23 protein-coding genes and 1 riboswitch are annotated in these 22354 nt (G+C 60.2%); of the genes, 13 read left to right on the top strand and 10 right to left on the bottom strand.

What is annotated here, in order from left to right; genetic code table 11:
• Positions 1-174 precede the first annotated feature (174 nt).
• Positions 175-888, top strand: coding sequence for a 3-deoxy-D-manno-octulosonic acid kinase (locus AB5Y82_RS09030; protein WP_005357122.1), 714 nt, complete (start codon positions 175-177; stop codon positions 886-888).
• Positions 889-958: 70 nt separating this feature from the next.
• Positions 959-1822, top strand: coding sequence for a sensor domain-containing diguanylate cyclase (locus tag AB5Y82_RS09025; protein ID WP_040069586.1), 864 nt, complete (start codon positions 959-961; stop codon positions 1820-1822).
• Between the two features lie 6 nt (positions 1823-1828).
• On the opposite strand, the gene AB5Y82_RS09020 is transcribed toward AB5Y82_RS09025, so the two are convergent.
• Entirely contained in the window at positions 1829-2683 is an 855-nt protein-coding gene (locus AB5Y82_RS09020; RefSeq protein ID WP_111900888.1) for a carboxylate/amino acid/amine transporter, read from the bottom strand.
• Between the two features lie 40 nt (positions 2684-2723).
• Between AB5Y82_RS09020 and AB5Y82_RS09015 the strand changes: the two genes are divergently transcribed.
• Positions 2724-3185, top strand: a complete 462-nt coding sequence (locus AB5Y82_RS09015) for a DUF6314 family protein (RefSeq protein ID WP_111900889.1) — start codon at positions 2724-2726, stop codon at positions 3183-3185.
• 124 nt (positions 3186-3309) lie between these two features.
• On the opposite strand, the gene AB5Y82_RS09010 is transcribed toward AB5Y82_RS09015, so the two are convergent.
• Both AB5Y82_RS09010 and AB5Y82_RS09005 read right to left on the bottom strand, forming a co-directional pair.
• Positions 3310-3471: a hypothetical protein gene (locus AB5Y82_RS09010; RefSeq protein ID WP_005339236.1), complete on the bottom strand. Its 162-nt coding sequence runs from the start codon at positions 3469-3471 to the stop codon at positions 3310-3312.
• Positions 3456-4355 (bottom strand): DMT family transporter, encoded by a 900-nt coding sequence (locus AB5Y82_RS09005; protein ID WP_005357113.1) that lies wholly within the window; start codon positions 4353-4355, stop codon positions 3456-3458. The genes AB5Y82_RS09010 and AB5Y82_RS09005 overlap by 16 nt, the downstream gene beginning before the upstream one ends.
• Before the next feature lie 91 nt (positions 4356-4446).
• Here AB5Y82_RS09005 and AB5Y82_RS09000 point away from each other — a divergent pair, with 91 nt between their 5' ends.
• Positions 4447-5406 (top strand): LysR family transcriptional regulator, encoded by a 960-nt coding sequence (locus tag AB5Y82_RS09000; RefSeq protein ID WP_058056572.1) that lies wholly within the window; start codon positions 4447-4449, stop codon positions 5404-5406.
• Here AB5Y82_RS09000 and trpS read toward each other — a convergent pair.
• Positions 5385-6398, bottom strand: coding sequence for a tryptophan--tRNA ligase (gene trpS / locus AB5Y82_RS08995; RefSeq protein WP_019446260.1), 1014 nt, complete (start codon positions 6396-6398; stop codon positions 5385-5387). The genes AB5Y82_RS09000 and trpS overlap by 22 nt on opposite strands.
• A gap of 192 nt (positions 6399-6590) precedes the next feature.
• On the bottom strand, positions 6591-7028 hold the full coding sequence (locus AB5Y82_RS08990) for a universal stress protein (protein ID WP_005339229.1): 438 nt from the start codon (positions 7026-7028) through the stop codon (positions 6591-6593).
• A gap of 401 nt (positions 7029-7429) precedes the next feature.
• On the opposite strand from AB5Y82_RS08990, the gene fabV reads away from it, so the two are divergent.
• The 6 genes from fabV (at position 7430) to AB5Y82_RS08960 (ending at position 14402) form a co-directional block, all read left to right on the top strand.
• Complete coding sequence (fabV, locus tag AB5Y82_RS08985; RefSeq protein ID WP_368173889.1) at positions 7430-8617, top strand: enoyl-ACP reductase FabV; 1188 nt, start codon at positions 7430-7432, stop codon at positions 8615-8617.
• 92 nt (positions 8618-8709) lie between these two features.
• Positions 8710-9234, top strand: a complete 525-nt coding sequence (gene ftnA / locus AB5Y82_RS08980; RefSeq protein ID WP_005339225.1) for a non-heme ferritin — start codon at positions 8710-8712, stop codon at positions 9232-9234.
• 150 nt (positions 9235-9384) lie between these two features.
• The gene (locus tag AB5Y82_RS08975; protein WP_019446258.1) at positions 9385-10569 is read left to right on the top strand and encodes an NAD(P)/FAD-dependent oxidoreductase; all 1185 of its coding nucleotides are present in this window, start codon (positions 9385-9387) and stop codon (positions 10567-10569) included.
• 81 nt (positions 10570-10650) lie between these two features.
• A complete protein-coding gene (locus AB5Y82_RS08970) occupies positions 10651-12324 on the top strand; it encodes a sensor histidine kinase (RefSeq protein ID WP_005339222.1) in 1674 nt (557 codons plus the stop codon).
• A gap of 46 nt (positions 12325-12370) precedes the next feature.
• Entirely contained in the window at positions 12371-13102 is a 732-nt protein-coding gene (locus AB5Y82_RS08965) for a LytTR family DNA-binding domain-containing protein (protein ID WP_042054385.1), read from the top strand.
• Positions 13103-13211: 109 nt separating this feature from the next.
• On the top strand, positions 13212-14402 hold the full coding sequence (locus tag AB5Y82_RS08960) for an MFS transporter (RefSeq protein ID WP_005339218.1): 1191 nt from the start codon (positions 13212-13214) through the stop codon (positions 14400-14402).
• A gap of 73 nt (positions 14403-14475) precedes the next feature.
• On the opposite strand, the gene AB5Y82_RS08955 is transcribed toward AB5Y82_RS08960, so the two are convergent.
• The 4 genes from AB5Y82_RS08955 to AB5Y82_RS08940 all read right to left on the bottom strand — a co-directional run bounded on the left by AB5Y82_RS08955 (position 14476) and on the right by AB5Y82_RS08940 (position 17403).
• Positions 14476-15600, bottom strand: a complete 1125-nt coding sequence (locus tag AB5Y82_RS08955; protein WP_042054386.1) for a 5-(carboxyamino)imidazole ribonucleotide synthase — start codon at positions 15598-15600, stop codon at positions 14476-14478.
• Entirely contained in the window at positions 15597-16106 is a 510-nt protein-coding gene (gene purE, locus AB5Y82_RS08950; protein ID WP_042054387.1) for a 5-(carboxyamino)imidazole ribonucleotide mutase, read from the bottom strand. Before purE ends, AB5Y82_RS08955 begins: the two co-directional genes overlap by 4 nt.
• 63 nt (positions 16107-16169) lie before the next feature.
• Positions 16170-16472 carry a hypothetical protein gene (locus AB5Y82_RS08945; protein ID WP_005321666.1) on the bottom strand — a complete coding sequence of 101 codons (303 nt, stop codon included), beginning with the start codon at positions 16470-16472 and terminating at the stop codon, positions 16170-16172.
• 4 nt (positions 16473-16476) lie between these two features.
• Positions 16477-17403: a sodium-dependent bicarbonate transport family permease gene (locus AB5Y82_RS08940; RefSeq protein WP_042054388.1), complete on the bottom strand. Its 927-nt coding sequence runs from the start codon at positions 17401-17403 to the stop codon at positions 16477-16479.
• Positions 17404-17512: 109 nt separating this feature from the next.
• Between AB5Y82_RS08940 and nhaR the strand changes: the two genes are divergently transcribed.
• The 3 genes from nhaR to murI all read left to right on the top strand — a co-directional run bounded on the left by nhaR (position 17513) and on the right by murI (position 21421).
• Positions 17513-18415 carry a transcriptional activator NhaR gene (nhaR, locus tag AB5Y82_RS08935; RefSeq protein WP_368173888.1) on the top strand — a complete coding sequence of 301 codons (903 nt, stop codon included), beginning with the start codon at positions 17513-17515 and terminating at the stop codon, positions 18413-18415.
• 35 nt (positions 18416-18450) lie between these two features.
• Positions 18451-18629: riboswitch (cobalamin riboswitch) on the top strand.
• Positions 18630-18680: 51 nt separating this feature from the next.
• On the top strand, positions 18681-20501 hold the full coding sequence (locus AB5Y82_RS08930) for a TonB-dependent receptor (protein ID WP_159162653.1): 1821 nt from the start codon (positions 18681-18683) through the stop codon (positions 20499-20501).
• Positions 20502-20617: 116 nt separating this feature from the next.
• Positions 20618-21421 carry a glutamate racemase gene (gene murI, locus AB5Y82_RS08925; RefSeq protein WP_111900893.1) on the top strand — a complete coding sequence of 268 codons (804 nt, stop codon included), beginning with the start codon at positions 20618-20620 and terminating at the stop codon, positions 21419-21421.
• 7 nt (positions 21422-21428) lie between these two features.
• On the opposite strand, the gene AB5Y82_RS08920 is transcribed toward murI, so the two are convergent.
• Positions 21429-21920, bottom strand: a complete 492-nt coding sequence (locus tag AB5Y82_RS08920; RefSeq protein WP_111900894.1) for an RNA-binding protein — start codon at positions 21918-21920, stop codon at positions 21429-21431.
• Positions 21921-22354: the final 434 nt, after the last annotated feature.

Genomic DNA, 22354 nt, shown 5'->3' with positions numbered 1-22354 from the left:
CCCTCTGGATTGTAAAATTGCGCACAATCGTCAGCCGGGATAGGCCGGGCCCAGCGCCATGACCTGTCTCTGCACGTCGTTGATTAAAGGACACTATTGCGGGCATGCCAGAGCGGCAGCCTCATCGCCAATTGAAAAATTGCGATCCATGACCCACCGAGCGGGATCTCCACGATGCGAGTACAGACCGAACACAACCAGATCTGTTGGTATGCCGAAGGGGCCTTTCGCGACCCCTCTCCCCAGTTATTCGATCCTGCCTGGTGGCAGAACAACCGTCAGGTGGTGGGAACCTCCATCGGGCGGGGGGTGACCTGGTTCGTCAAGGATGAGTCCCGCCATCTGGTGCTGCGCCACTACTATCGCGGCGGCATGGTGGGCAAGGTGGTGCGGGATCGCTTCTGGTTCGAAGGGGTCGAGTCGAGCCGTGCCATGGCCGAATACACCCTGCTGGCCAAGCTGTGTGAGCTGGGGTTGCCGGTGCCGCGTCCGTTTGGTGCCCGCATGGTCAAACAGGGCCCATTCTATCGTGCCGATATCCTGATAGAGCGAATTCGCGGTGCCAAGGATATGGTGGCACTGCTCAAGCAGGGGCCGGTGGCGACCGAGGTATGGCACAAGATAGGTCAGACGGTGCGTCAGCTGCACGATGCCGGGGTCTATCACGCCGATCTCAACAGCCACAATCTGCTGCTCGATAAAGAGGGCAAGGTGTGGGTGATCGATTTTGACAAGGGGGCGATCCGCTCCCCCGGCGAATGGCAGAAGGCCAATCTGGAACGCTTGCTCCGTTCATTCAATAAAGAGTCTCAACTGCACACCAGTTTCCACTTCGTACCGGAGAACTGGCAGACCTTGATGAACGGGTATCAGGGAAAAGCGATCTGACCCTGTTGCTCGGCGTGAACTCCAATGTTACTTATTGAGCAGGTATTCAGATCCTGTTTCGAGGCGCCCCATGGAAATGCTCAAGACACCTTTGGTCGATGTGACTGCCCGGCTTGATCCGGGTCTGCTGTCTGATGCCATGGCGCTGCTGGAGGCGGGGATCTGGAGCTGGTCAGCCCAACATGGACTGCAGCGTGATCCCTCCTGCCTGCGCCTGTTGGGATTGGGAGAGTGCTGGCCGGATGATCTCGGCTGGCTGGATCGGGTTCATCCCGACGATGTTGCCCGGCTGGAAGATGCCCTGCTCGCCTGCCAGAGCGGCCGCAGCAGCGGTCTGCGCCTCGAATACCGCATTCTGCATCATCACGGTCACTACATCCGGCTGGAAGAGCGGATGCGTCGCGATGAGCGGGGCTATCTGCTGGGGGTTGTCCGTCACCTCGATCCCGCTGCCGTGCTGGTGGAGGAGCGACATGGCACCGATCCGCTGACCGGTTTGGAGAGCCGTGGCCGCTTCGAGCAACTGCTGGAGGAGCGGCTGGCGACCGAGAGTGGCACTTTCAGTCTGCTGCAGTTTTCGGTCGATCACATGGCCAAAATCCAGCAGTTGTTTGGTGAAGCGGCTTGCGACGCCATGCTGGCCAAACTGGCGCGTATCGTGCGCCATGAACTGCGGCGGGAAGATCCCTTCGCCCGCTGGGATGAGGACGGTTTTATCCTGATGCTCTCCCAGACCGAGCGGATGAGTGCGCTGGAGATCGCCGAGCGGCTGCGCCTCGAGATTGCTGATGCCAGCCTGCTGTCACAGCGACCGGTCACCGTCAGCATCGGGCTGGTGCAGAGTCAGGCTGGCGAGCAGCTCGATCATCTGCTGGCCCGGCTGGCCAGCTGTCACAGTCAGGCCAGACGGGAGCACAACACCGTCGTTGGCTGAGTGTGGTCAGGGTTGGCCGCGCTTGTCACGCTGGCAGACCCAGAGCGAGGCCAGCATCAGCAGGCCGCCGATGGTCAGCCGGGTCAGGTCGGTATCCTTGCCCCAGAGCAGCAGATTGACCAGCAAGCCGGCCGGAATGAGCGCATTGTTCATGATGGCCAGCACTCCGCTGGTGACCAGCGTCGCCCCCTTGTTCCAGAGGAAGTAGCCGAGGCCTGAGGCACCTACCCCCAGCCAGAGCAGAATGCCCCACTGCAACCCTGACGTTGGGTATTGTGGCTTGCCCAGCAGCCACCAGGCGGGCAGTGCGATCACCAGCGCTCCCAGATAGAAGCAGCCGAACACCGCCAGTTGCGGCGGTTGCTCCGCCTCCCTTGCCAGCAGTACCTTGTAGCCCACTTGACCCAGGGCGAAACAGAGGTTGGCCCCCTGCACCACCAGAAATCCCAGCACATAGCTTTCGGTCAGGCCGTCGAAGCGGATGACGGCAGCCCCGAGCACCGCCAGCAGGGCACCCCACAGATAAACAGGCTTGAAGCGGCGCTCCAGCAGATCGTGGAGCAGGGTGACGTAGATGGGGGTGAAGATGGTAAAGACCAGCACTTCCGGCACTGTCAGCAGCAGGAAGGAGTGGTAGTAGAAGAGATACATGATGCCGAGCTGGATGGCGCCCAGCGCCATCAGCTTGGCCGCCAGATCGGGGCGCAGCCAGCGGCGGCGCAGGAAGGGCAGAAACACCAGACTGGCGAGGGCGATGCGGGTCAGCACCGAGAAGTAGGCATCGACCTGACCAGCGAGGTAGACCCCGATCAGGCTGAAGGAGAATGACCAGAGCAGGGTGACCCCTATCAAGTAGTTCATGTGTTTGATTTATCGTCAGTTGTCAATTTCAAGGGGGGCTATGATGGCCGAGATGGAAGCGGCAATCCAGCGTTTATGGGCGCGATTGCCACAGGTCGGATCATTTTCCTTTACCGCCAGCAATGGCGAGGGGTCGGCGACCGACTGGAATGGTCGGGGCGAGGGGCGTGTGCAGGTGACCGATCATCAGGGAGGCTGGCTGTTTAACGAGCAGGGCCGTTACATCACGCCGCATGGAAGGGAACTCGCCATGCACAACCGCTTCTGGTGGCAGTGTAGCGAGCGGGGGATCTGTCTCTCCCATTTGCGTTATGAGGCGCCGGTCGCACTGTTCGAGCTGCTGCCGCAGGGGGATGGCCGCTGGCTGACCGCCGAACCCCATCTGTGCGGGGCGGATCACTACAGCGCCGAGTTGACCGAGATAGACGGCGGTTTTCTGCTGAGCTGGCAGATCATCGGGCCGCGCAAGAACGAGCGACTCAGCTATCGCTATCTGATCTGACGCTGGTTGGCAGGTATAAAAAAACCGGCGCAGAGCGCCGGTAGCGGGGGACAAATCGGAGGTTTTTTAAAACAGTCCCAAAAACAGGAGAGATAGACTCTCGTCACACATTCAGAGATGGACTTCAGGCATTCAGGGCATAGCTCAGCATGGCTTGCAGCTTGCTATCGAAGAACCAGGGCAGCAGTACCATCAGCAGGCCCAGGATCCCGGCCAGCCGCTGGCGATACTGCCAGCCGGCAATCAGTACCAGACCACCGCACAGTGTGGTCAGGATGCCTGACATAGGGAGACCTCGCGCTGCATACGACGCTGTTGCGCCCACTGGTTCATGGCGACCGAGCCAAGGATCAGGGCCAGAGCAACACCTGTGGTGGGGTGGATCTGCTCGCCGAGGAACAGGGCGCCCAGCATCACGCCAAACAGCGGCACCAGATAGTTGCTGAAGGAGGCGAACGTCGGGCCGGCCTTCTGGATCAGTGCCATGTAGAGGAAGTAGACCAGACCGGTACAGAGGGTACCCAGCACGGTGATCGCGCTCAGGGCCTGGGTGCTCGGCAGGGTCAGGCTGCCGAGATCAACCATGAAGGGGGCGACCAGCAGCAACTGGATTGCCGAGGAGATCAGGATATTGCGGGCGACCACGACCGGATGGTCCTTGGCGAAGCGCTTGATCATCAGCAGGCCGATGGCGAAGCAGCTGGCACCCAGCAGGATGGCCATGGCACCGAGCAGACCGGCGTTCATGCCCTGGGAGAGTTTCGGCCAGAACAGGGTGAGCACACCGGCAAAGCCGATGATCACGGAAAGCAGACCGGTTTTGGTGATTCTTTCACCAGAAATAAACAGCGGTGCAGCCAGAATGGTCACAAACGGGATACAACCCATGACCACGGCGGCGATGGCACTATCCACATACTGCTGGCCCCAAGCGACCATGATGAAGGGGATGGTGGCATCCAGCAGGGCGATCAGCATATAGGTGCGCCACGGGGTGTGCTCACTCTTGAGCCGCATGAACAGGCAGAGCAGACCCAGGGTAAGACTGCCGCACAGGGCACGACCGGCAGCCACCAGAATGGGGGGCAACTCGGCGACGGCCTGGTGCATGAAAATGAACTGGGAACCCCACAGCAGGCCAATGGCCAGCAATAACAGATAGCTACGCATTTGAATCTCCGATGTATTAAGCCAGCGCATTCTAGGCAATCTGTTACTATGGTAAAAATGAATTGTTGGCATTTAACTATGGCAAATATCGATGGATAGCTCGCTCGCCCGTCTCGACCTCAACCTGCTCGCCGTATTCGACATGCTGATGCAGGAGCGCAACGTCACCCGTGCCGCCGAACGGCTGCATCTCTCCCAATCCACCGTCAGTCACGCCTTGGGGCGGCTGCGGGTGGCGCTGGATGACCCGCTGTTCGTGATGAGTCGGCGCGAGATGATGCCGACCGAGCGAGCCAAGGCACTGGCCGGTCCGGTGCGCCAGGCGCTGGCGATGCTGGAGCAGGGATTGCGGCAGGCCAAGGGGTTTGATCCCGCCACTGCGCGGCGGATTTTCCGTATCGCCACTCCGGGCTCGGTAGAGCACGGGCTGGTGCCGGTGCTGGTGGACAGGCTCCATCGGCAGGCCCCTCACTGTCGGCTTGAGGTGTGCGAGCTGGCGGACAGCGACTACGAGCGGGAGTTGGAAAAGGGTGAGCTGGATCTGGTGATCGGTTTCGCCGGGGCGAATCACCTCTCACCCCGCTTGTGGCGGGAGGAGTGGTTCAACAACCCGCTGGTCTGCCTGTCGCCGCTCGGCAGCGAATTGCCCGATGTGCTGACTCCGGTCGAGCTGGTGAGCCGTCCCCACATCCACACCTCCAGCTGGGGTCACAGTCAGGCGATGGTAGAGCTCTGGCTGGCCCGCTTCGGGGTGGAGCGGGAGTTGGGCGTGCGGTTGCCGAGCTTTATGGCGGTGCCGCCGTTGATGGCGACCGGTCGCTATCTGGTGGTGGTGCCCGAGATGATCGGGCGCCACTTCTGCCGCTACTACCCGCTGCGGATGCACCAGCTCGACCCCGCCATCCCCATCGTCTACCTGATGGCGGGGCACCCGCTCACCGCCCACGACGAGGCGATCGGCTGGTTCAAGAGCCTGCTGCACCAGCTGGTGTTCGACCTCTACGGCGACGATGCACTCGGGACTCCCGCTCAGCGGATGCTGGCGAAGTAGTCGAGCCCCATGGCGCTTTTCACCTCCGCCAATACCTCATCGGTGATGATGCGAGCCTGCTCGGTGCCCTGATAGAGCAGTTCCAGCAGCATCTTCTTGTCGGCGATGGCCGCGGCCCGGCGCTCCCGCATCGGAGCGAGCAGGGTCTGCAGGCAGTCATTGAGCACCTGCTTGCAGCGCATGTCCCCCAGTCCGCCGCGCCGGTAGTGGGCCTTCATCTCGGCGACCAGCTCCTTGTCGGGGTGGAAGGCATCGAGATAGGCGAACACCGTATTTCCCTCCACCTGACCCGGATCGCTCACCTTGAGGTGGTTGGGGTCGGTATACATGGCGAACACCGCCTGTTTGACCTCTTCCGCCGACATGCCCAGTTCTATGGTGTTGCCGAGGGATTTGGACATCTTGGCCTTGCCGTCGATGCCGGGCAGGCGGCCGGTGTCGCTCAGGATCGGTTGGCATTCGGTCAGCACCTCTTTGCCTACCAGCGAGTTGAAGCGGCGGACGATCTCGTTGGTCTGCTCCAGCATCGGCAGCTGATCTTCCCCGACCGGCACATGGCTGGCGCGAAAGGCGGTGATGTCGGCGGCCTGACTCACCGGATAGACCAGAAAACCGGCTGGCAGCGTGCGTTCGAACCCTTTCTGCTGGATCTCCGCCTTGACGGTGGGATTGCGCTCCAGCCGGGCGACGCTGACCAGATTGAGGTAGTAGCAGGTGAGCTCGGCGAGAGCGGGCAGGGCGCTCTGCAGGCAGAAGGTGGTCTTGGCCGGGTCGAGGCCGACCGCCAGATAGTCAGCCATCACCTCCAGTACGTTGTCGGTCACCTTGGCCGGATTGTGGCCGTTGTCGGTCAACGCCTGCAGGTCGGCGATCATCACGAATTGACGGTAGTGGTGCTGGGCTTCGACGCGCTGGCGCAGGGAGCCGACATAGTGGCCGATGTGCAGTTTGCCGGTGGGACGATCGCCAGTCAGGATTACGGGGTTGTGCATGTCACTCTCTCCAGTTGGGTGAGCCGGGAGGCGACAAAGGGATAAAAACAGCTGACCGCCTCTCGGCGGTCACGGTGTTTTCTTTGGGAAATTTACAATAGAAACGCGGTGCCGCCTGTTTAGGAGCAGCACCACCAGTAGTTGTGATTGAATGAGGTCATGTTCATAGCAAATCAAACTACGCCGGTTTCATTACTTCTGCAAGGGGACGACCAGCAGATCGCAGGGCACTGTATTCATCAGCTGACGGGCGCTGGAGGTGAGCAGGCTCCAGAAGCTCTGGCGATGGCCGCACACCAGCAGGTCGATCTCGTACTCCTTGACTGCCTGATTGACCCGCTCGCTCAGATCGCCGCAGATCACCAGCTTCTTCTCGATGGGATAGTCCACCGAGGCCAGAAATGCCTCCAGCTTCTCTTTCGCTTCGGCGATCACCTGATCCTGCACGTTGTCGATGTCGATATCGATCATCTCGGTGTAGAGATCCTTGAGGTCCACATCGACATGGATAACCGACAGCTTGGCGCCGTTGGAGCGGGCTCTGTCCACCGCCTTGTCGATCACCTTGCGGTTGTCTTCAGAGAGGTCGATCGCGGCCAGAATATGCTTGTAATAGGTTGTTCCACTCATGGGGGTTCTCCTTACCGATCCTTCAGCCCACTATACCAATCTCTGCTGAAACTAAAATGGTGCCTCAGGCACAGTTTTGGGATTTAAATGAGTTTAATGACGTGTGACACAGGGTCAGCCACTCAGTTATTAACCACTATTTGCCTATAAATTAAACAAGAGTTTGACGCCGGTCACACCCCTCGGCTTGCCGATCTGGGGGGAGAGGCATAGGATGGGCCCGTGCTTCGCAATGAACACAAAACAACAAAAAGCATCTGAATACCGCTTTGGGGAGCCACGTGCTCCCTTTTGTTTATCCGCCTCATTTCCCTCTGCTTTTCTGACTGATAGCGATCCGGCATCAAGTTAATCTCCTTCGATTTGGTTATGCTGTAGCCAGTTTCTTTGGAGGCCTTCCCATGATCATTCATCCCCAGATTCAAGGTTGTGTTGCCCGCAACTGTCACCCTATCGGCTGTCGCGCCGCCGTGCAGCAGCAGATCGAACGGATCAAGGCTGCTGGCCCGTTCAACGGCCCCAAGCGGGTGCTGGTGCTGGGTGCCTCCTCCGGGTTTGGACTGGCGTCGCGCATTGCGCTCGCCTTTGGTGCCGGTGCCGACACCATCGGCATCTCGTTTGAGCGGGGCCCTTCCGACAAAGGATTGGGCAGCGCCGGTTGGTACAACAACATCTGGTTTCGCAAGGAGGCGGAGCAGGAGGGGCGTATCGCCATCAACCTGATCGGTGATGCCTTCTCCGACGGCATGCGCCAGCAGGCCATCGACACCATCCGCCAGCAGCTTGGGCAGGTGGATCTGGTGATCTATTCGCTCGCGAGCGGCATCCGGGTGCTGCCCGACGGCACGCAAGTGCGCTCGGTGCTCAAGACCACCGGCCAGCCATTCAGTGGTTGGGGGCTGGATCTGGAGCGCGATACCCTGGTGCAGCAGTCGCTGGCGCCTGCCACGCCGGAGGAGATCCGCGATACCGTCACCGTGATGGGGGGCGAGGATTGGCAGCTCTGGATGCAGGCGTTGCAGCAGGCCGATTGTCTCGCGCCCGGCGCGCAGACCGTCGCCTACTCCTACATCGGCCCGGAATCCACCTATCCCCTCTATCGGGATGGCACCATCGGTTATGCCAAGGAGCATCTGCACGCCATCGCCGAGACCATCAACCTGCAACTGGCCGAGATTGGTGGCCACGCCTGGGTGTCAGTCTGCAAGGCGCTGGTGACCAAGGCGAGCGCCTATATTCCGGTGCTGCCGGTTTATCTCGGCTTGCTGATGGGGGTGATGAAGGAGCGCGGTGTCCATGAGGGCTGCATCGAGCAGATGCAGCGACTGTTTGCCGCCAAGATGTATGGGGCCAATGGGGTGGTGGCCGATGGCAACCGGCTGATCCGGATGGATGACCACGAGCTCGACCCGGCTATTCAGGCCGCCGTTTCGGCGCTCTGGCCCAAGGTGACGCCGGAGAATTTCCACGCGCTGGGGGACTTTGCAGGGCTGCGGCAGGATTTCATGCAGCTCAACGGCTTCGAGCTGCCGGGCGTCGATTATGCTGCGCCAGTGGATGTCGCCTCCCTTGGGGAGCTGACCCCCTGAGCTGAAAGAAACGGGATCTCCCTCTCGTTGGCGGGTTGATTCGCGGCGGGAGTGTGGCGACAATCGATACCAAATCACTGAGGAGAAACAAGATGCTGGCCCAAGCCATGATCGAGAAGTTGAACGAGCAGATTAACCTGGAGTTCTACTCCTCCAATCTCTATCTGCAGATGAGCGCCTGGTGCGAAGACAAGGGCTTTGAAGGGGCGGCGACCTTCCTGCGCCAGCACGCGGTCGAGGAGCGCCAGCACATGGAGCGTCTGTTCACCTATGTGAGCGAGACCGGCGCCATGCCCAAGCTGGGTGCCATTGATGCCCCTCCCCACGAGTTCAAGTCGCTGGGCGATGTGTTCCGTACCACTCTGGAGCACGAGTATCACATCACCAAGTGCATCAATGGTTTGGCCCACGTAGCCTTCACCACCCAGGACTACTCCACCTTCAATTTCCTGCAGTGGTATGTGGCCGAGCAGCATGAAGAGGAGAAGCTGTTCAAGAGCATCGTCGACCGTCTGGGTCTGGTGGGTGAAGATGGCAAAGGCCTCTACTTCATCGACAAGGAGCTGGCCGAACTGGCCAAAGGCGCCCCTGCCAGCATCATGGACAGCAACGCCTGATAGTCGTGGACACTTAGTGTTCAGCCAGTACAATAACGGCCCTTTTAAGGGCCGTTGTTTATTCTGGTGGGCAGCCACTATGGTTCTGTTCCGCCAGAGGCAATCTCGGTTCTGGCCAGGTGCCGTTTCTATTTTGATAAGTGAGTGATGATGAAGCAGGTCGATGTGGTGGTGATCGGGGCCGGTGCGGCCGGATTGATGTGTGCGGCGCAGGCGGGCTACCGTGGCCGCTCCGTGCTGGTGCTCGACAATGCCAAGAAACCGGGCCGCAAGATCCTCATCAGTGGCGGCGGTCGCTGCAACTTCACCAACCATCAGGCTGGCGCTCACGCCTACCTGTCGGAGAATCCCCACTTCAGCAAGTCGGCGCTGGCCCGCTACACCCAGCAGGATTTCATCGATCTGGTGGATCGCCACGGGGTCAACTATCACGAGCGCACTTTGGGTCAGCTGTTCTGTCTCGAGAGTGCCAAGGATATCGTCGATGTGCTGCTCACCGAGTGCGACTGGGCCGGGGTGACCCTGCAGTTCCAGACCGAAATTCTCACCGTCAGCAAACAGGACGAAGGGTTTGTGTTGACGACCAGCAAGGGTGAGATCGGCTGTCATTCGCTGGTGGTGGCGACCGGCGGTCTCTCCATGCCCAAGCTGGGGGCGACCCCTTATGGCTTCAAGCTGGCGGAGCAGTTCGGCCTCAACGTGCTGCCGACCCGCGCCGGTCTGGTGCCCTTTACCCTCCATCAGGCGGAGAAAGAGGCGTTCGCCGATCTGGCGGGCATCAGCCTGCCGGTGGCGGTGACCGCCGAGGATGGCACCCGCTTCAAGGAGGCGATGCTGTTCACCCACCGCGGCCTCTCCGGCCCCGTCATCCTGCAGATCTCCTCCTACTGGCATGCCGGCGAGAAGATCCACATCAACCTGCTGCCGGAGCTGGATATTCCGGCTGCCCTGCGTGAATGGGCGCAGGCGCACCCGGCGCAGGAGCTGAAAACCGTGCTGGGGCGCGAGCTGCCAAAGCGCTTCGTCGACAAGCTGGTGGAGCTGGGTCAGCTGGTCAGCAAGCCGATGCGTCAGTACAACGAGCGGGAACTTGAGGCGATCGCCAACCTGCTGGGTGACTGGCAGATCCTGCCCAACGGCACCGAGGGATATCGCACCGCCGAAGTGACCCTGGGGGGCGTCGATACCAACGAGCTCTCCTCCAAGACCATGGAAGCGCGCAAGGTACCGGGCCTCTACTTCATCGGCGAAGTGGTGGATGTGACCGGCTGGCTCGGCGGTTACAACTTCCAGTGGGCCTGGTCCTCCGGTTGGGTGGCCGGTCAGTACTGTTGATGTCACAGGGGCTGGTTTATCCGGCCCCGATTTATTGGTCAGGGTTAGGGTGATCGGTCGGGTTGCCGCAAGGGGGCGCAGATGCTTGAGAATCAGATGATGTTGTTGGCGGTGTTCGAGCGGGCAGCGCTGATGCTGATGACCCTCTTCTTCCTGACCCGCACCCGGCCGTTCCAGCGGCTGTTCCAGAAGCGGGATCACACCCCGGCCGAGCTGGTGCTGGTAGCCTCCATCTTCGGCCTGTTTGCGGTGTTCAGCACCTACACCGGCATTCCGGTGGAGGGGGCGCTGATCAACGTGCGGATCATCGCCATCATCTCCGGCGGCATCCTGTTCGGCCCTTGGGTCGGCATTCCGGCCGGGGTTATCTCAGGCCTGCACCGCTACCTCATCGACATGGATGGCCACACCTCCATCCCTTGCCTGATTGCCAGCATCATCGCCGGTCTGCTCGCCACCTGGCTGCACCTGCGCTGCCGCAAGTCGCGGCTCTGGCTCTACGGTATTCTGGCGGGGATGCTGTGCGAAGGGCTGACCATGCTGCTCATCTGGCTGCTGACTGAGCCCCACGAAGTCGGGGTGGAGATCGTCAACCATATCGCCTATCCGATGATCGCCGGGGCGCTCTGCATCGGCCTTATCATCAAGCTGGTGCAGGATCTGGATGACGAGAAGGAGCTGATTGCCGCCAAGCAGGCCAAGCTGGCGCTCGATATTGCCAACAAGACGCTGCCCTTCTTCCAGAACATCGATCGCCACTCCCTCAGTCAGGTGTGCGATGTGATCCGGCGGGATATCAGCGCCGATGCGGTGGCCATCACAGATACCCATGACGTGCTGGCCTATGTCGGGGTGGGCAAGGACTATTACGAGCTGGACGAGCACCACGCCATCAGCGGCATGACCCAGCAGGCGGTGCTGCTCGACCAGATCATCATCAACAACGATCTGCGCCAGTATCACCTCTCCGATTTCCACTCGGTCATCATTATTCCGCTGCGGGAAAACGGCTCGGTGAGCGGCACCCTCAAGATCTACTACCGCCGCACCCACAGCATCACCAGTTCCCTGCGGGAGATGGCGGTGGGCCTGTCCCAGCTCATCTCCACCCAGATGGAGGTGTCGCGCATCGAGCAGCTCAAGGAGATGACCCGCAAGGCGGAGTTCACCGCGCTGCAGAGCAAGATCAACCCGCACTTCCTGTTCAATGCCCTCAACGCCATCTCGTCGCTGATCCGCATCCGGCCCCAGCAGGCGCGCCAGCTCATTGCCAATCTGGCGGACTACCTGCGCTACAACCTCAACAAGGGGGATGAGCTTATCGACATTCAGGAGGAGCTGCAGCAGGTACGCGACTACGTGGCCATCGAGCAGGCCCGTTTCGGCGACAAGCTGGAGGTGGTGTTCGAGGTGGACGACGTGCACATTCAGGTGCCGAGCCTGCTGTTGCAGCCGCTGGTGGAAAACGCCATCCTGCACGGCATCCAGCCCCGTAGCGCGCCGGGTCGGGTCACCATCGAGGTGAAGCAGCTGGCGGGCGGCATCCGGGTATCGGTACGAGACACAGGTTACGGCATCAGTCAGGCGGTGATCGACGGGGTCGCCGCCGGTCGGGTGGAGAGTCGCAGCATCGGCCTGATGAACGTGCATCAGCGGGTCAAGCTGCTTTATGGCGACGGCCTGCATCTCAAGCGGCTGGAACCGGGTACCGAGGTGAGTTTCTATCTGCCGGATCAGGAATCGATGCCATGCTGAGTGCCATCATGGTTGAGGATAAATGTGTGCCGCGAGAGGTGTTGTCATGCTGAAAGCGATCATTGTGGAAGACGAGTATCTGGCTCGCGAGGAGCTCATCTATCTGGTGAATCAGCACAGCCAGATCGAGATAGTGGCGAGCTTTGAGGATGGGCTGGAGGCATTCAAATACCTGCAGGATCACGAGGTGGACGTGGTGTTTCTGGATATCCAGATCCCCTCCATCGACGGCCTGCTGCTGGCCAAGAACCTGCACAAGTCGAGTCACCCGCCCCACATTGTTTTCGTCACCGCCTACAAGGAGTTTGCGGTGGAAGCGTTCGAGCTGGAGGCGTTCGACTACATCCTCAAACCCTACAACGAGCCGCGCCTCATCAGCCTGCTGCAAAAGCTGGAGCTAGCGGGCAAGGCGCAGGCGGGGCAGGGGAGCGAGCCGGGGGCAGCGCACAATCGCACCGTCAATCTGGTGAAGGGGGAGCGCATCATCGTCACCCCCTGCGAGCAGATCTACTACGCCGAGGCCGACGAGAAGCTCACCTATGTCTACACCCGCGACGATCGCTACGTGATGACCATGACCATCAGCGAGTTTGTCAGCCGCCTGCCTGCCGAGGGGTTCTTCCGTTGCCACCGCTCCTACTGCGTCAACATCAACAAGATCCGCGAAATAGTCCCCTGGTTTAACAGCACCTATCTCATCCGACTCCATGATCTGCCGTTCGAGGTGCCGGTCAGTCGCAGCAACATCAAGGCGTTCCGTCAGCTGATGCGGCTCTGATTGTCATTCATTCCCGCCGATCTGCATTTCATGCCTTAATCGATCGGCGCGAACTGCGTCTTGCCTATAGTGGCCTCAATTTCCTTAAGGCCATCGACCGAGACGCATCATGACCATCGATCTGAATCGCACCCGGTACCTGACACTGATCGGTACCATTATCACCCAGTTCGCACTGGGTTCCGTCTACACCTGGAGCCTGTTCAACGCCCAGCTCTCCGACAAGCTGGACGAGCCGGTGAGTCAGGTTGCTTTCGCCTTCGGCCTGCTCAGCCTGTCGCTGGCGGTCGCCTCCTCCATGGCGGGCAAACTGCAGGAGCGGTTCGGGGTGCGCAACGTGACCCTGGGCGCCGGCGTGCTGCTCGGCATCGGCTTCTTCCTCACCGCCCATGCCAGCAATCTGGCGATGCTCTACCTCTGTGCGGGCATTCTGGTCGGTTTTGCCGACGGTACCGGCTACCTGATGACCCTCTCCAACTGCGTGAAGTGGTTCCCGGAGCGCAAGGGGCTCATCTCCGCCTGCTCCATCGGTGCCTATGGTCTCGGCAGTCTCGGTTTCAAATACATCAACCTGCTGCTGCTCTCCAGCTCCGGCCTTGAGACCACCTTCCAGCTGTGGGGCTTGATTGCGATGTCCATGGTGCTGGTGGGCGGCATGCTGATGAAGGATGCGCCCAAGCAGGCCGCTTCCGTGCAGCAGAGCGAGAGCCGTGACTTCACTCTGGCTGAGGCGATGCGCAAGCCGCAGTACTGGATGCTGGCGCTGATGTTCCTCACCGCCTGCATGAGTGGCCTCTACGTTATCGGCGTGGCCAAGGATATCGGCGAGAAGATGGTGGGTCTGCCTGCTGTCGTCGCCGCCAATGCCGTCGCCATCATCGCCATGGCCAACCTGGGTGGCCGTCTGGTGCTGGGTATCCTCTCCGACAAGATGTCCCGCATCCGGGTCATCACCATTGCCCAGCTGATTACCCTGGCGGGCATGGCGCTGCTGCTGTTCGTGCCGCTCAATGCCAATCTGTTCTTCGTGGCGGTCGCCTGTGTGGCGTTCAGCTTCGGTGGTACCATCACCGTCTACCCCTCGCTGGTGAGCGACTTCTTCGGTCTCAACAACCTGACCAAGAACTACGGCGTCATCTATCTGGGCTTTGGTCTGGGCAGCATCATCGGCTCCATCGTGGCCTCCCTGTTTGGCGGCTTTATGGCGACCTTCCACTTGATCCTGGTGTTGCTGGTGGTGGCGCTGGTGCTCTCCCTCACCATCCGCCTGCCGGCACCGGTAGCGGTCGAGCGGGCCTGATAAGTCTCCCTGCCACAGCAAGCAAAAACAGAGACCCGGGCCATGCCCGGGTCTTTGCATTTCCGATGGTCGATCAGCGCGGCGCTAGCCCCAGCAGCTGGCGGGCCTGACGGCAGCTCTCTTCCACCATTGACCAGTCGTCACCGGTCACCGTGATATGGCCCATCTTGCGGCCGGGGCGGGGTTCGCCCTTGCCATAGAGGTGCAGATGCAGGACGGGCAGCGTCAGCAGGGCGGCCCAGTCTGGCGTGCCGTTTTGCCAGAGATCCCCCAGCAGGTTGATTAACAGGGCGGGACGCACGGCGATCTGCTCTGGCAGCGGCAGATCGCACAGGGCCCGCACCTGCAGCTCGAACTGGCTGTATGCGGCGTTATCGAGGCTGGGGTGACCCGAGTTGTGGGGGCGGGGCGCCAGCTCGTTGACCAGCAATCGACCTTCCACCAGAAAGAACTCCACCGTCAGCACCCCGACATAATCGAGGGCGGCGATGATGTGTTCGGCGATCCCTTTGGCCTCGCTCTCCAGCACCGGCACATTGGCCGGGGAGCGGGTCTGATCGAGAATGCCGCCGCAGTGCCAGTTCTGCACCAGTGGCAGGGAGCTGATGGCGCCGCTCGGGCTGCGGGCCAGGGTCAGGGCAAACTCCCCCTCCAGCGCCAGCCGTTTTTCCAGCACGCAGGGCACGCCACTGGCTGCCAGTGCCGTCGCCAGCTCATCCAGATCGCTCACCTGCCACTGCCCCTTGCCGTCGTACCCCTCGCGGGCCGTCTTGAGAATGGCGGGGAAGATTTCGCTGGCCTGTGCGGGGATGGGCGCTTCCGGCAGTAGCGCCAGATAGGGGGCGATCGGGATGTCAGCACCGCGCAGAAAGGCTTTCTCCTCGCGGCGATCCTGACAGATGCGCACCGCGCTGGCGCCTGGGCGCACCGGCTTGTGTTTTTCGAGCAGCGCGAGGGTGGCGGCTGGCACATTTTCGAACTCGCAGCTGATGGCGGCGCAGCGGCTGGCCAGCTCGAGCAGGGCGGTCTGGTCGTCATAGGGGGCGACAATATGGTGATCGGCTGCGGCACCGGCGATGCTGGCCGGATCGGGATCCAGTACCACCACCTTGTAGCCGAGGCGGTGGGCGGCCATCACGAAGTAGCGGCCAAGTTGGCCGCCCCCCAGCATGCCGAGGGTGGCGGGTGGCACTATCATGTCGGCTCCTCCAGTTGCAGCGCCAGCACCCGGTCGCGCTCGTGGGTACGGAAGTCGTCGAGCTGCTGCCGGTAGCGGGGGGCGTCGTCATCTCGGGCGACCGAGAGCAGAGAGACCGCGAACAGGGCGGCGTTGGCGGCCCCCGCCTCGCCGATGGCGAAGGTGGCGACCGGCACCCCCTTGGGCATCTGCACGATGGAGAACAGGGAGTCCATCCCCTTGAGATGACGGGAGGGGATGGGCACCCCCAGCACCGGCAATGTGGTCTTGGCGGCGACCATACCCGGCAGGTGGGCGGCACCACCGGCCCCGGCGATGATGGCGCGCAGGCCGCGCTCGCGGGCAGTGGCGGCATACTCGAACAGCAGATCCGGGGTGCGATGGGCCGAGACCACCTGTGCCTCGTAGGGCACGCCGTGCTCCTTGAGGATGCGGGCGGCGGCCTGCAGCACGGGCCAGTCGGAGTCGGAGCCCATTACCAGGCCGATCAGCGGAGGGGTGTTCATGTGTATTTGTTCCTTGCTGTTAAACGTTTGCTTTTGGTAAACAAAAAGAGCCGGCAAGCCGGCTCAGAATTTCTCGGGTCGCACGATTTCGACCGGTTGCAGAAAGGCGATCATGGCGTAGTCGGGGTAGTAGCGACTCTGCAGGTGGGCCAGCAGCCGCTCTGCCTGCTCCCGACTGCAGATCGCCTCCAGCCGGATGTTGCCGCTCTCGCTCCAGCTGGCGTTGCGCTCGCCATGATCCCCCCGGCCGCGGGCATCTGTGATGGTGTAGCCGCGCAGCCCCTCGCGGGTGAGGGTGCGCAGCAGGGTCGGCTCCAGATTGGCTTCCGTAATGACGGTCAGCAGGGTGCGGGTCTCGGTCTGCATGTGGCTACTCCGTGAAGTGGCGGGCCCAGCTGTGGTAGAGCGGGATCCCCAGCATGATGTTGAACGGGAAGGTGACCCCCAGCACGGCGCTGAGGGACAGCCCCGGGTTGGCCTGAGGCACGGCGATGCGCATGGTAGCCGGCACGGCAATATAGGAGGCGCTGGCCGCTAGGGTAGCCAGCAAGGTCAGGCCGCCGAGAGAGAGGCCCATCAGCTGGCCAGCCGCCAGCCCCAGTCCCGCCGAGGCGAGCGGCATCAACAGGGCGAAGCCGAGCAGGAACAGGCCGTGGCGGCGCAGATCCTGACACTGACGGGCGACGATCAGGCCCATCTCCAGCAGGAACAGCGCCAGCGCTCCCTTGAACAGGTCGACAAACAACGGTTTGAGCGGGGCAATTCCGTCCGGCCCGGCCAGATAGCCGATGGCCATGCCGCCCAGCAGCAGGGTCACCCCTTTGCCGAGGAAGGTCTCGTGGGCCAGCATGCGCCAGCGGGTCTCGCGACTGATGCCGCGGGCCAGCACTATGCCCACCAGAATGGCGGGGATCTCCATCACCGCGAGGAAGATGGAGAGCTGGGATTCAAAGCTGATGCCTCGCTCGGTGAGCCAGTTAACCCCGACCGCAAAGGTGGCGACGCTGACCGAACCATAGTGGGCGGCGGTGGCGGCGGCATCGACCCGGTTCATCTTGAGGCGCAGCACGGCAAAGCCGAGCAGGGTCTGCACCACGCCGAGCAGGATCACTAGCGCCAGTTGTGGCATCAGAGGTTGCAGGGATTGCTGGGCCAGACCGACGCCGCCCTTGAGGCCGATGGCCAGCAGCAGAAAGAGGGAGAGGGTGTCGTAGAGGGCAGGCGGCAGTTTGAGCTCGGAGCGCACCAGACCGGCCAGCAGACCAAACAGAAAGAAGAGTACAACAACGTCCAGCATGATGGTTCGCAGGGCAGTTCAGATAATGGTTGCATGCTAGAGCCCGCAATGTTTCGATAAAATCAGATTCTCGCTGATGGTTGTTCGGTAAAAACTGATAGGGAATGGCATGCTCAACTACAAACAGCTCTACTACTTCTGGCATGTGGCGCGCAGCGGCAGCGTGACGCAGGCTGCCGAACAGCTGCATCTCACGCCGCAGACCATCAGCGGTCAGGTCGCCGAGCTGGAGCAGTCCCTCGGGGTGGCGCTGTTCAACCGGATGGGGCGGCGTCTGGTGCTGACCGCTGCGGGTCGGCAGGCGCAGGAGCAGGCGGGGGCGATTTTCTCGCTCGGCGCCGAGCTGGAGCACACCCTGCGCCACGCTAGTCAGGAGCTGACCATGCAGGTGGGGATCGCCGATTCGGTACCCCGCACCCTGGCGTTCGAGCTGCTGGCTCCCGCCATGGCGCTGGCGACGCCGCTGCGGCTGGTGTGTCACGAGGAGCGGGCCGAGCAGCTGTTCAGCGAACTGGCCCGCCACAAGCTGGATATGGTGCTGATCGATCGCCCGCTCCCTCCCGACAGCGGCGTGCGTGGCTATAACCACGAGCTGGGGCGCAGCCCGCTGGCACTGTTTGCCAGCCCGGAGCTGGCGGCGCGGGCGCGGGACGGCTTTCCCGCCTCGCTGGAGGGGTTGCCGTTGCTTATTCCCGGAGAGAAGTCTGCCATCCACGATCGGCTGCTGGAGTGGTATCGCCAGCAGGGCATTCATCCCCATCTGGTGGGGCAGTTTGATGACTCCACCCTGATGAAGTCGTTCGGCAAGGCGGGGATGGGGATCTTCCCGGCGCCGCTGGCGATGGCTGACGAAATTGGTCGCCTCTACGGGGTGGAGCGAATTGCGACCCTCACCGACGTTACCCTCTCTTATTATCTGGTCTCGGCAGGACGCCATCTCTCTCATCCCGGGGTACAGGCGGTGATGGAGGGGGCCCAGCAGCGGCTGGCGGCGCTGGCTGGCAATAAATAGAAATCTGGATGGCTATACATCCAGCTTGGCTCTGCCTATAATCCTCCCGCTTTGGCGCATCATGCTTAATAGGGAATCCGGTGAGAATCCGGAGCTGGCGCGCAGCGGTAAGGGGGAACGAAGCGACATCAGGGCACTGCCGTCAGGCGGGAAGCCGTCGCCGTAGGCTATCAGCCCCCGAGCCCGAAGACCTGCCAGAGTTCGTATTTCGGGCCGAGAGAAACCGGCCACGAAGTAGATACTTACGCGAACTTAAGGATCTCTCATGCCGAAGAAATTTCTGGCGGCTGCCCTGTTGCCGACGGCGGCGTTTGCCCAAACCACCATCCCCATCAATCCAACTCTGGTCATTACGGCCAACCGCGTGGAACAACCGGTCAGCTCGGTGCTGGCGCCCGTTGTGGTGATCGATCGTGCCGAGATCGAATCTCGTCAGGTGCAGAGTTTGCCCGATCTGTTAAAAACCCTGCCTGGTGTTCAAGTGGCAACTCTGGGCGGGAGAGGTCATCAAAGCAACCTTTACATCAGGGGGGCCAAAACCAAGCACTCCCTGCTGCTGGTAAATGGCCGTCCCGTCCCCACTCTGGTAACCGGTAGTAATGACCTTAGCCAGATTCCGCTAGGCAATATCGAGCGTGTTGAATATATACGCGGGCCTCGCGCCGCCATCTATGGCTCTGACGCCATCAGTGGTGTTATCAACCTCATCACAAAAACGTCTGCAAAAAATGGCAACGAGACTCACGTTAAAGGTGGTGTTGGATCACATGGTTATGGGCTTGGGGAGCTGAGAACCGTGCAGGCACTTGGCCAGCAGACCGATATGAATATGATGATCGGCTATGAGCGTACCGATGGTTACGACGTTCGGGCACAAGATGGCTGGACGTCGCTGCAGCCAGATCGTGATGGCTTTGCCGGTTTGAACGGTCAGGTTGGCCTGAACCACAGCTTTAGTTATGCCTGGAGCGCTGATTTTAACGCTCAGGGTTTTAATAACATCACCGAGAGTGACGGTGACTATAGCGATATGAATCGGAATCAGGCTGCCCAGCTTGATGGCGGAGTGCTGTTCAAAAGCGATCATATCTCTAGTCGCCTAGAAGCTAGCTATGGCGAAAACAAGCTAAAAACCTGGCTTGATAACAAGGGCGAAGCTAGCGGCGCGCCAATTCACACTGGCTTGACTCGTCTCTCTTGGGTCAATAACTGGAACCTAATTAAAGAGGCAAATATCACGGGTGGGGCTGACTGGCAGCGTGAACAGCTGAAGTCTGATTCCCGTTCGGGTGGTCAATCATTTACTGCGCCTGACCGTGACAATACAGGGCTCTTTATTGTAGGTAGTTATGGCTGGAATCCCTTCCTGTTTGAGCTTTCCGGCAGGACCGATGACAACGAACAATACGGTCGCCACAACACTTGGTCTGCAGCTAGTGGTTTGGATATCGATGAGTCTCATCATCTCCGACTGAGCTATGGAACGGCGTTCAAAGCACCGACCTTTATGGATCTTTACTCGCCATACTCCCCCAAAAGCGACTATCTCAAGCCAGAAGAGAGCAAGAATATTGAGCTGGACTTATCTGGCCGCTATAGCGCTTGGGATTGGTCAACGAATCTTTATCGCAACGACATCAATGAAATGATCGACTACGGTCCTGACTATCGTCCTTACAACATCGGAGAGGTGCGACTGGAAGGTGTTGAGTTGGCGATTGGATTGGACACCGGGCCGTTCCACCACAAGGTGAGTTACGATTACACCCGCGCTCAGGATAGAAGCAAGCAAGATCGCCAGTTGGACCGGGTGGCCAAGCATAAAGGCAGCTTGATTACTGAAGTCAGTCTTGGCTCCGTTCTGTGGTCTGGCGAGATCCTTTATACCGGGGAACGGACCGATCTGGGCGCAACTAAACAGTTACCTTCTTATACAGTGTTCAATCTGGCAGCGACCTATCCGGCGACCAACGCCCTGACCCTCGGGGGGCGAATCGACAACCTTTTTGATCGTAACTATGAGGGGGCGTATGGCTACGCTGCACCAGGAGCCGAAGCCAAGGTAACTGCAGACTATCGCTTTTAAGGTTGAAGCGCTCTGTCGTTCTCAGCAGAAAACCCGGGCCCTGCCATTGGCAGGGCCTTTTCTATTGGCGGCAGGCGGGAGTATGATCGCCGCCTTGCACCAAAGGGGGAGGTCAAGTGGCCAATATTCTCGTGTTTGACTCCGGTATGGGTGGCCTGACCATCTACCGCGAGATCCGTCGCGTTCTGCCGGCACACAACTATTTCTACTGCTTCGACAACGCCAATTTCCCCTATGGTGAATTGAGTGAGCCCGCCCTGATTGCTGCCTGTTCCCGCCTGGTTACCACCATGGTGGCCCGTCATCAGATCGATCTGGTGGTGATTGCCTGCAACACGGCCAGCACCATAGCGCTGCCGGCCCTGCGCGAGGCTCTGGATATTCCCGTGGTGGGGGTGGTTCCAGCCATCAAGCCCGCAGCTGCGCAGACTCGCAACGGTTGTATCGGTCTGCTGGCCACTCCAGGCACCGTCAGCCGCGACTATACCCATGAACTGATCGCCCAGTTTGCCCCGGGCAAGCGGGTGCTGCTCAAGGGCACCACCGAGCTGGTCATAGAAGCCGAACACAAGCTGGCGGGCCTACCGGTCAATATGGCGCTACTGCGCGAGGTATTGGCCGACTGGCTGGAGGGGGAAGAGAAGCCGGATACGCTGGTGCTCGGTTGCACTCACTTCCCGCTACTCAATGAAGAGATTGGGCAACTGATGCCGCAATGTCAGCTTATTGACTCGGGCAGTGCCGTTGCCAAACGGGTGGCCTGGTTGCTGAACAATGGCGGGCATGCCATCGTGCAGCCTGTACATATAGAAGAGGTAATTGCCAGGGCTTACTGTACCCGGCTGGATGGGGAGGCTCAAAAACTGACAGCCCCCTTGCAAGCATGGGGGCTGTCATCACTGGAAGAGGTGGGGTTCTGAAGGGGAATTAAGCTTCGACTTCACCACCCTCCCTCTCTTCTTTGTCTCGTTTGTCGTTCGCTTCGCGTACCTTGAGGGTGCGCTGCTGATACTCTTTGTCATTCAATGCGGCAATCGCTTTGGCAGCATCGACAGCAGGCATCTCGACGAAACCAAATCCTCTGCGCTTGCCGGTTGCCTTGTCCTTCATCAGACGTACGGAAATTACCTGGCCCTGTTCGGCAAACAATTCGCGCACGGCAATCTCGTTGGCGCGATATGGCAGGTTGCCTACATATAAGGTGCAAGTCTCCTGATTGGCGATCGCTTCGGCTGCATTAGCCGGGGTTCTTTTCAGGAGCAGCGGTACCACAAAACCGCCAATCGCCAGACCTGCTGCAAAAATGACTTCCGCTTTCAAAGAGAATTGCAGGGCCTGGGCAACCAGGTAGCCAACCACTGCCAATACCAGAGCAAGGATTGCGGCCTGCATATAGACGGGAAACTTGGATAAATTCATCTTAAAAGACCTTTTGTAAATGAAAGCAAAAAAGGTGCAACACTGTATTCACCTCCATGGTAACCAGCTTTCCTGATTGGCGCTACCATGGTCCACTCGGAAGAGGTTATCGGCTCCAGTATGGCACTCCCAAAGGCTCTGGCGGCGATATAAATGACGCTAAAAGGGGAGTGAAACAGCTGGATTGTGGATAACCTTGTATATATACACTGAATAAGCTGTTTCTAATTGAATAATTTGAAATTTTCGTGATTTTCTTCAAAAAAACTATTGTCATCGCGGCGCGGCTCCCTATAATGCGCCCCTACCAGCACGGCGGAACACGCCGAACTGATGAGCCAGCTTCCTAGCGAAGTGGGCGCCGAAAGAAAAGCGAAAACAATCGCTTGACTTTCGAAGTGAGAAGCGTAATATGCGCCTCCTCAACGCGACAA

Origin of the sequence: Aeromonas sp. s13 (genome assembly GCF_040907905.1) — a bacterium.
Classification (GTDB): Bacteria; Pseudomonadota; Gammaproteobacteria; order Enterobacterales; family Aeromonadaceae; genus Aeromonas; species Aeromonas veronii.
Note: the sequence above shows the minus strand (reverse complement) of the source record. Positions and strands in the feature narration are given on the sequence as shown.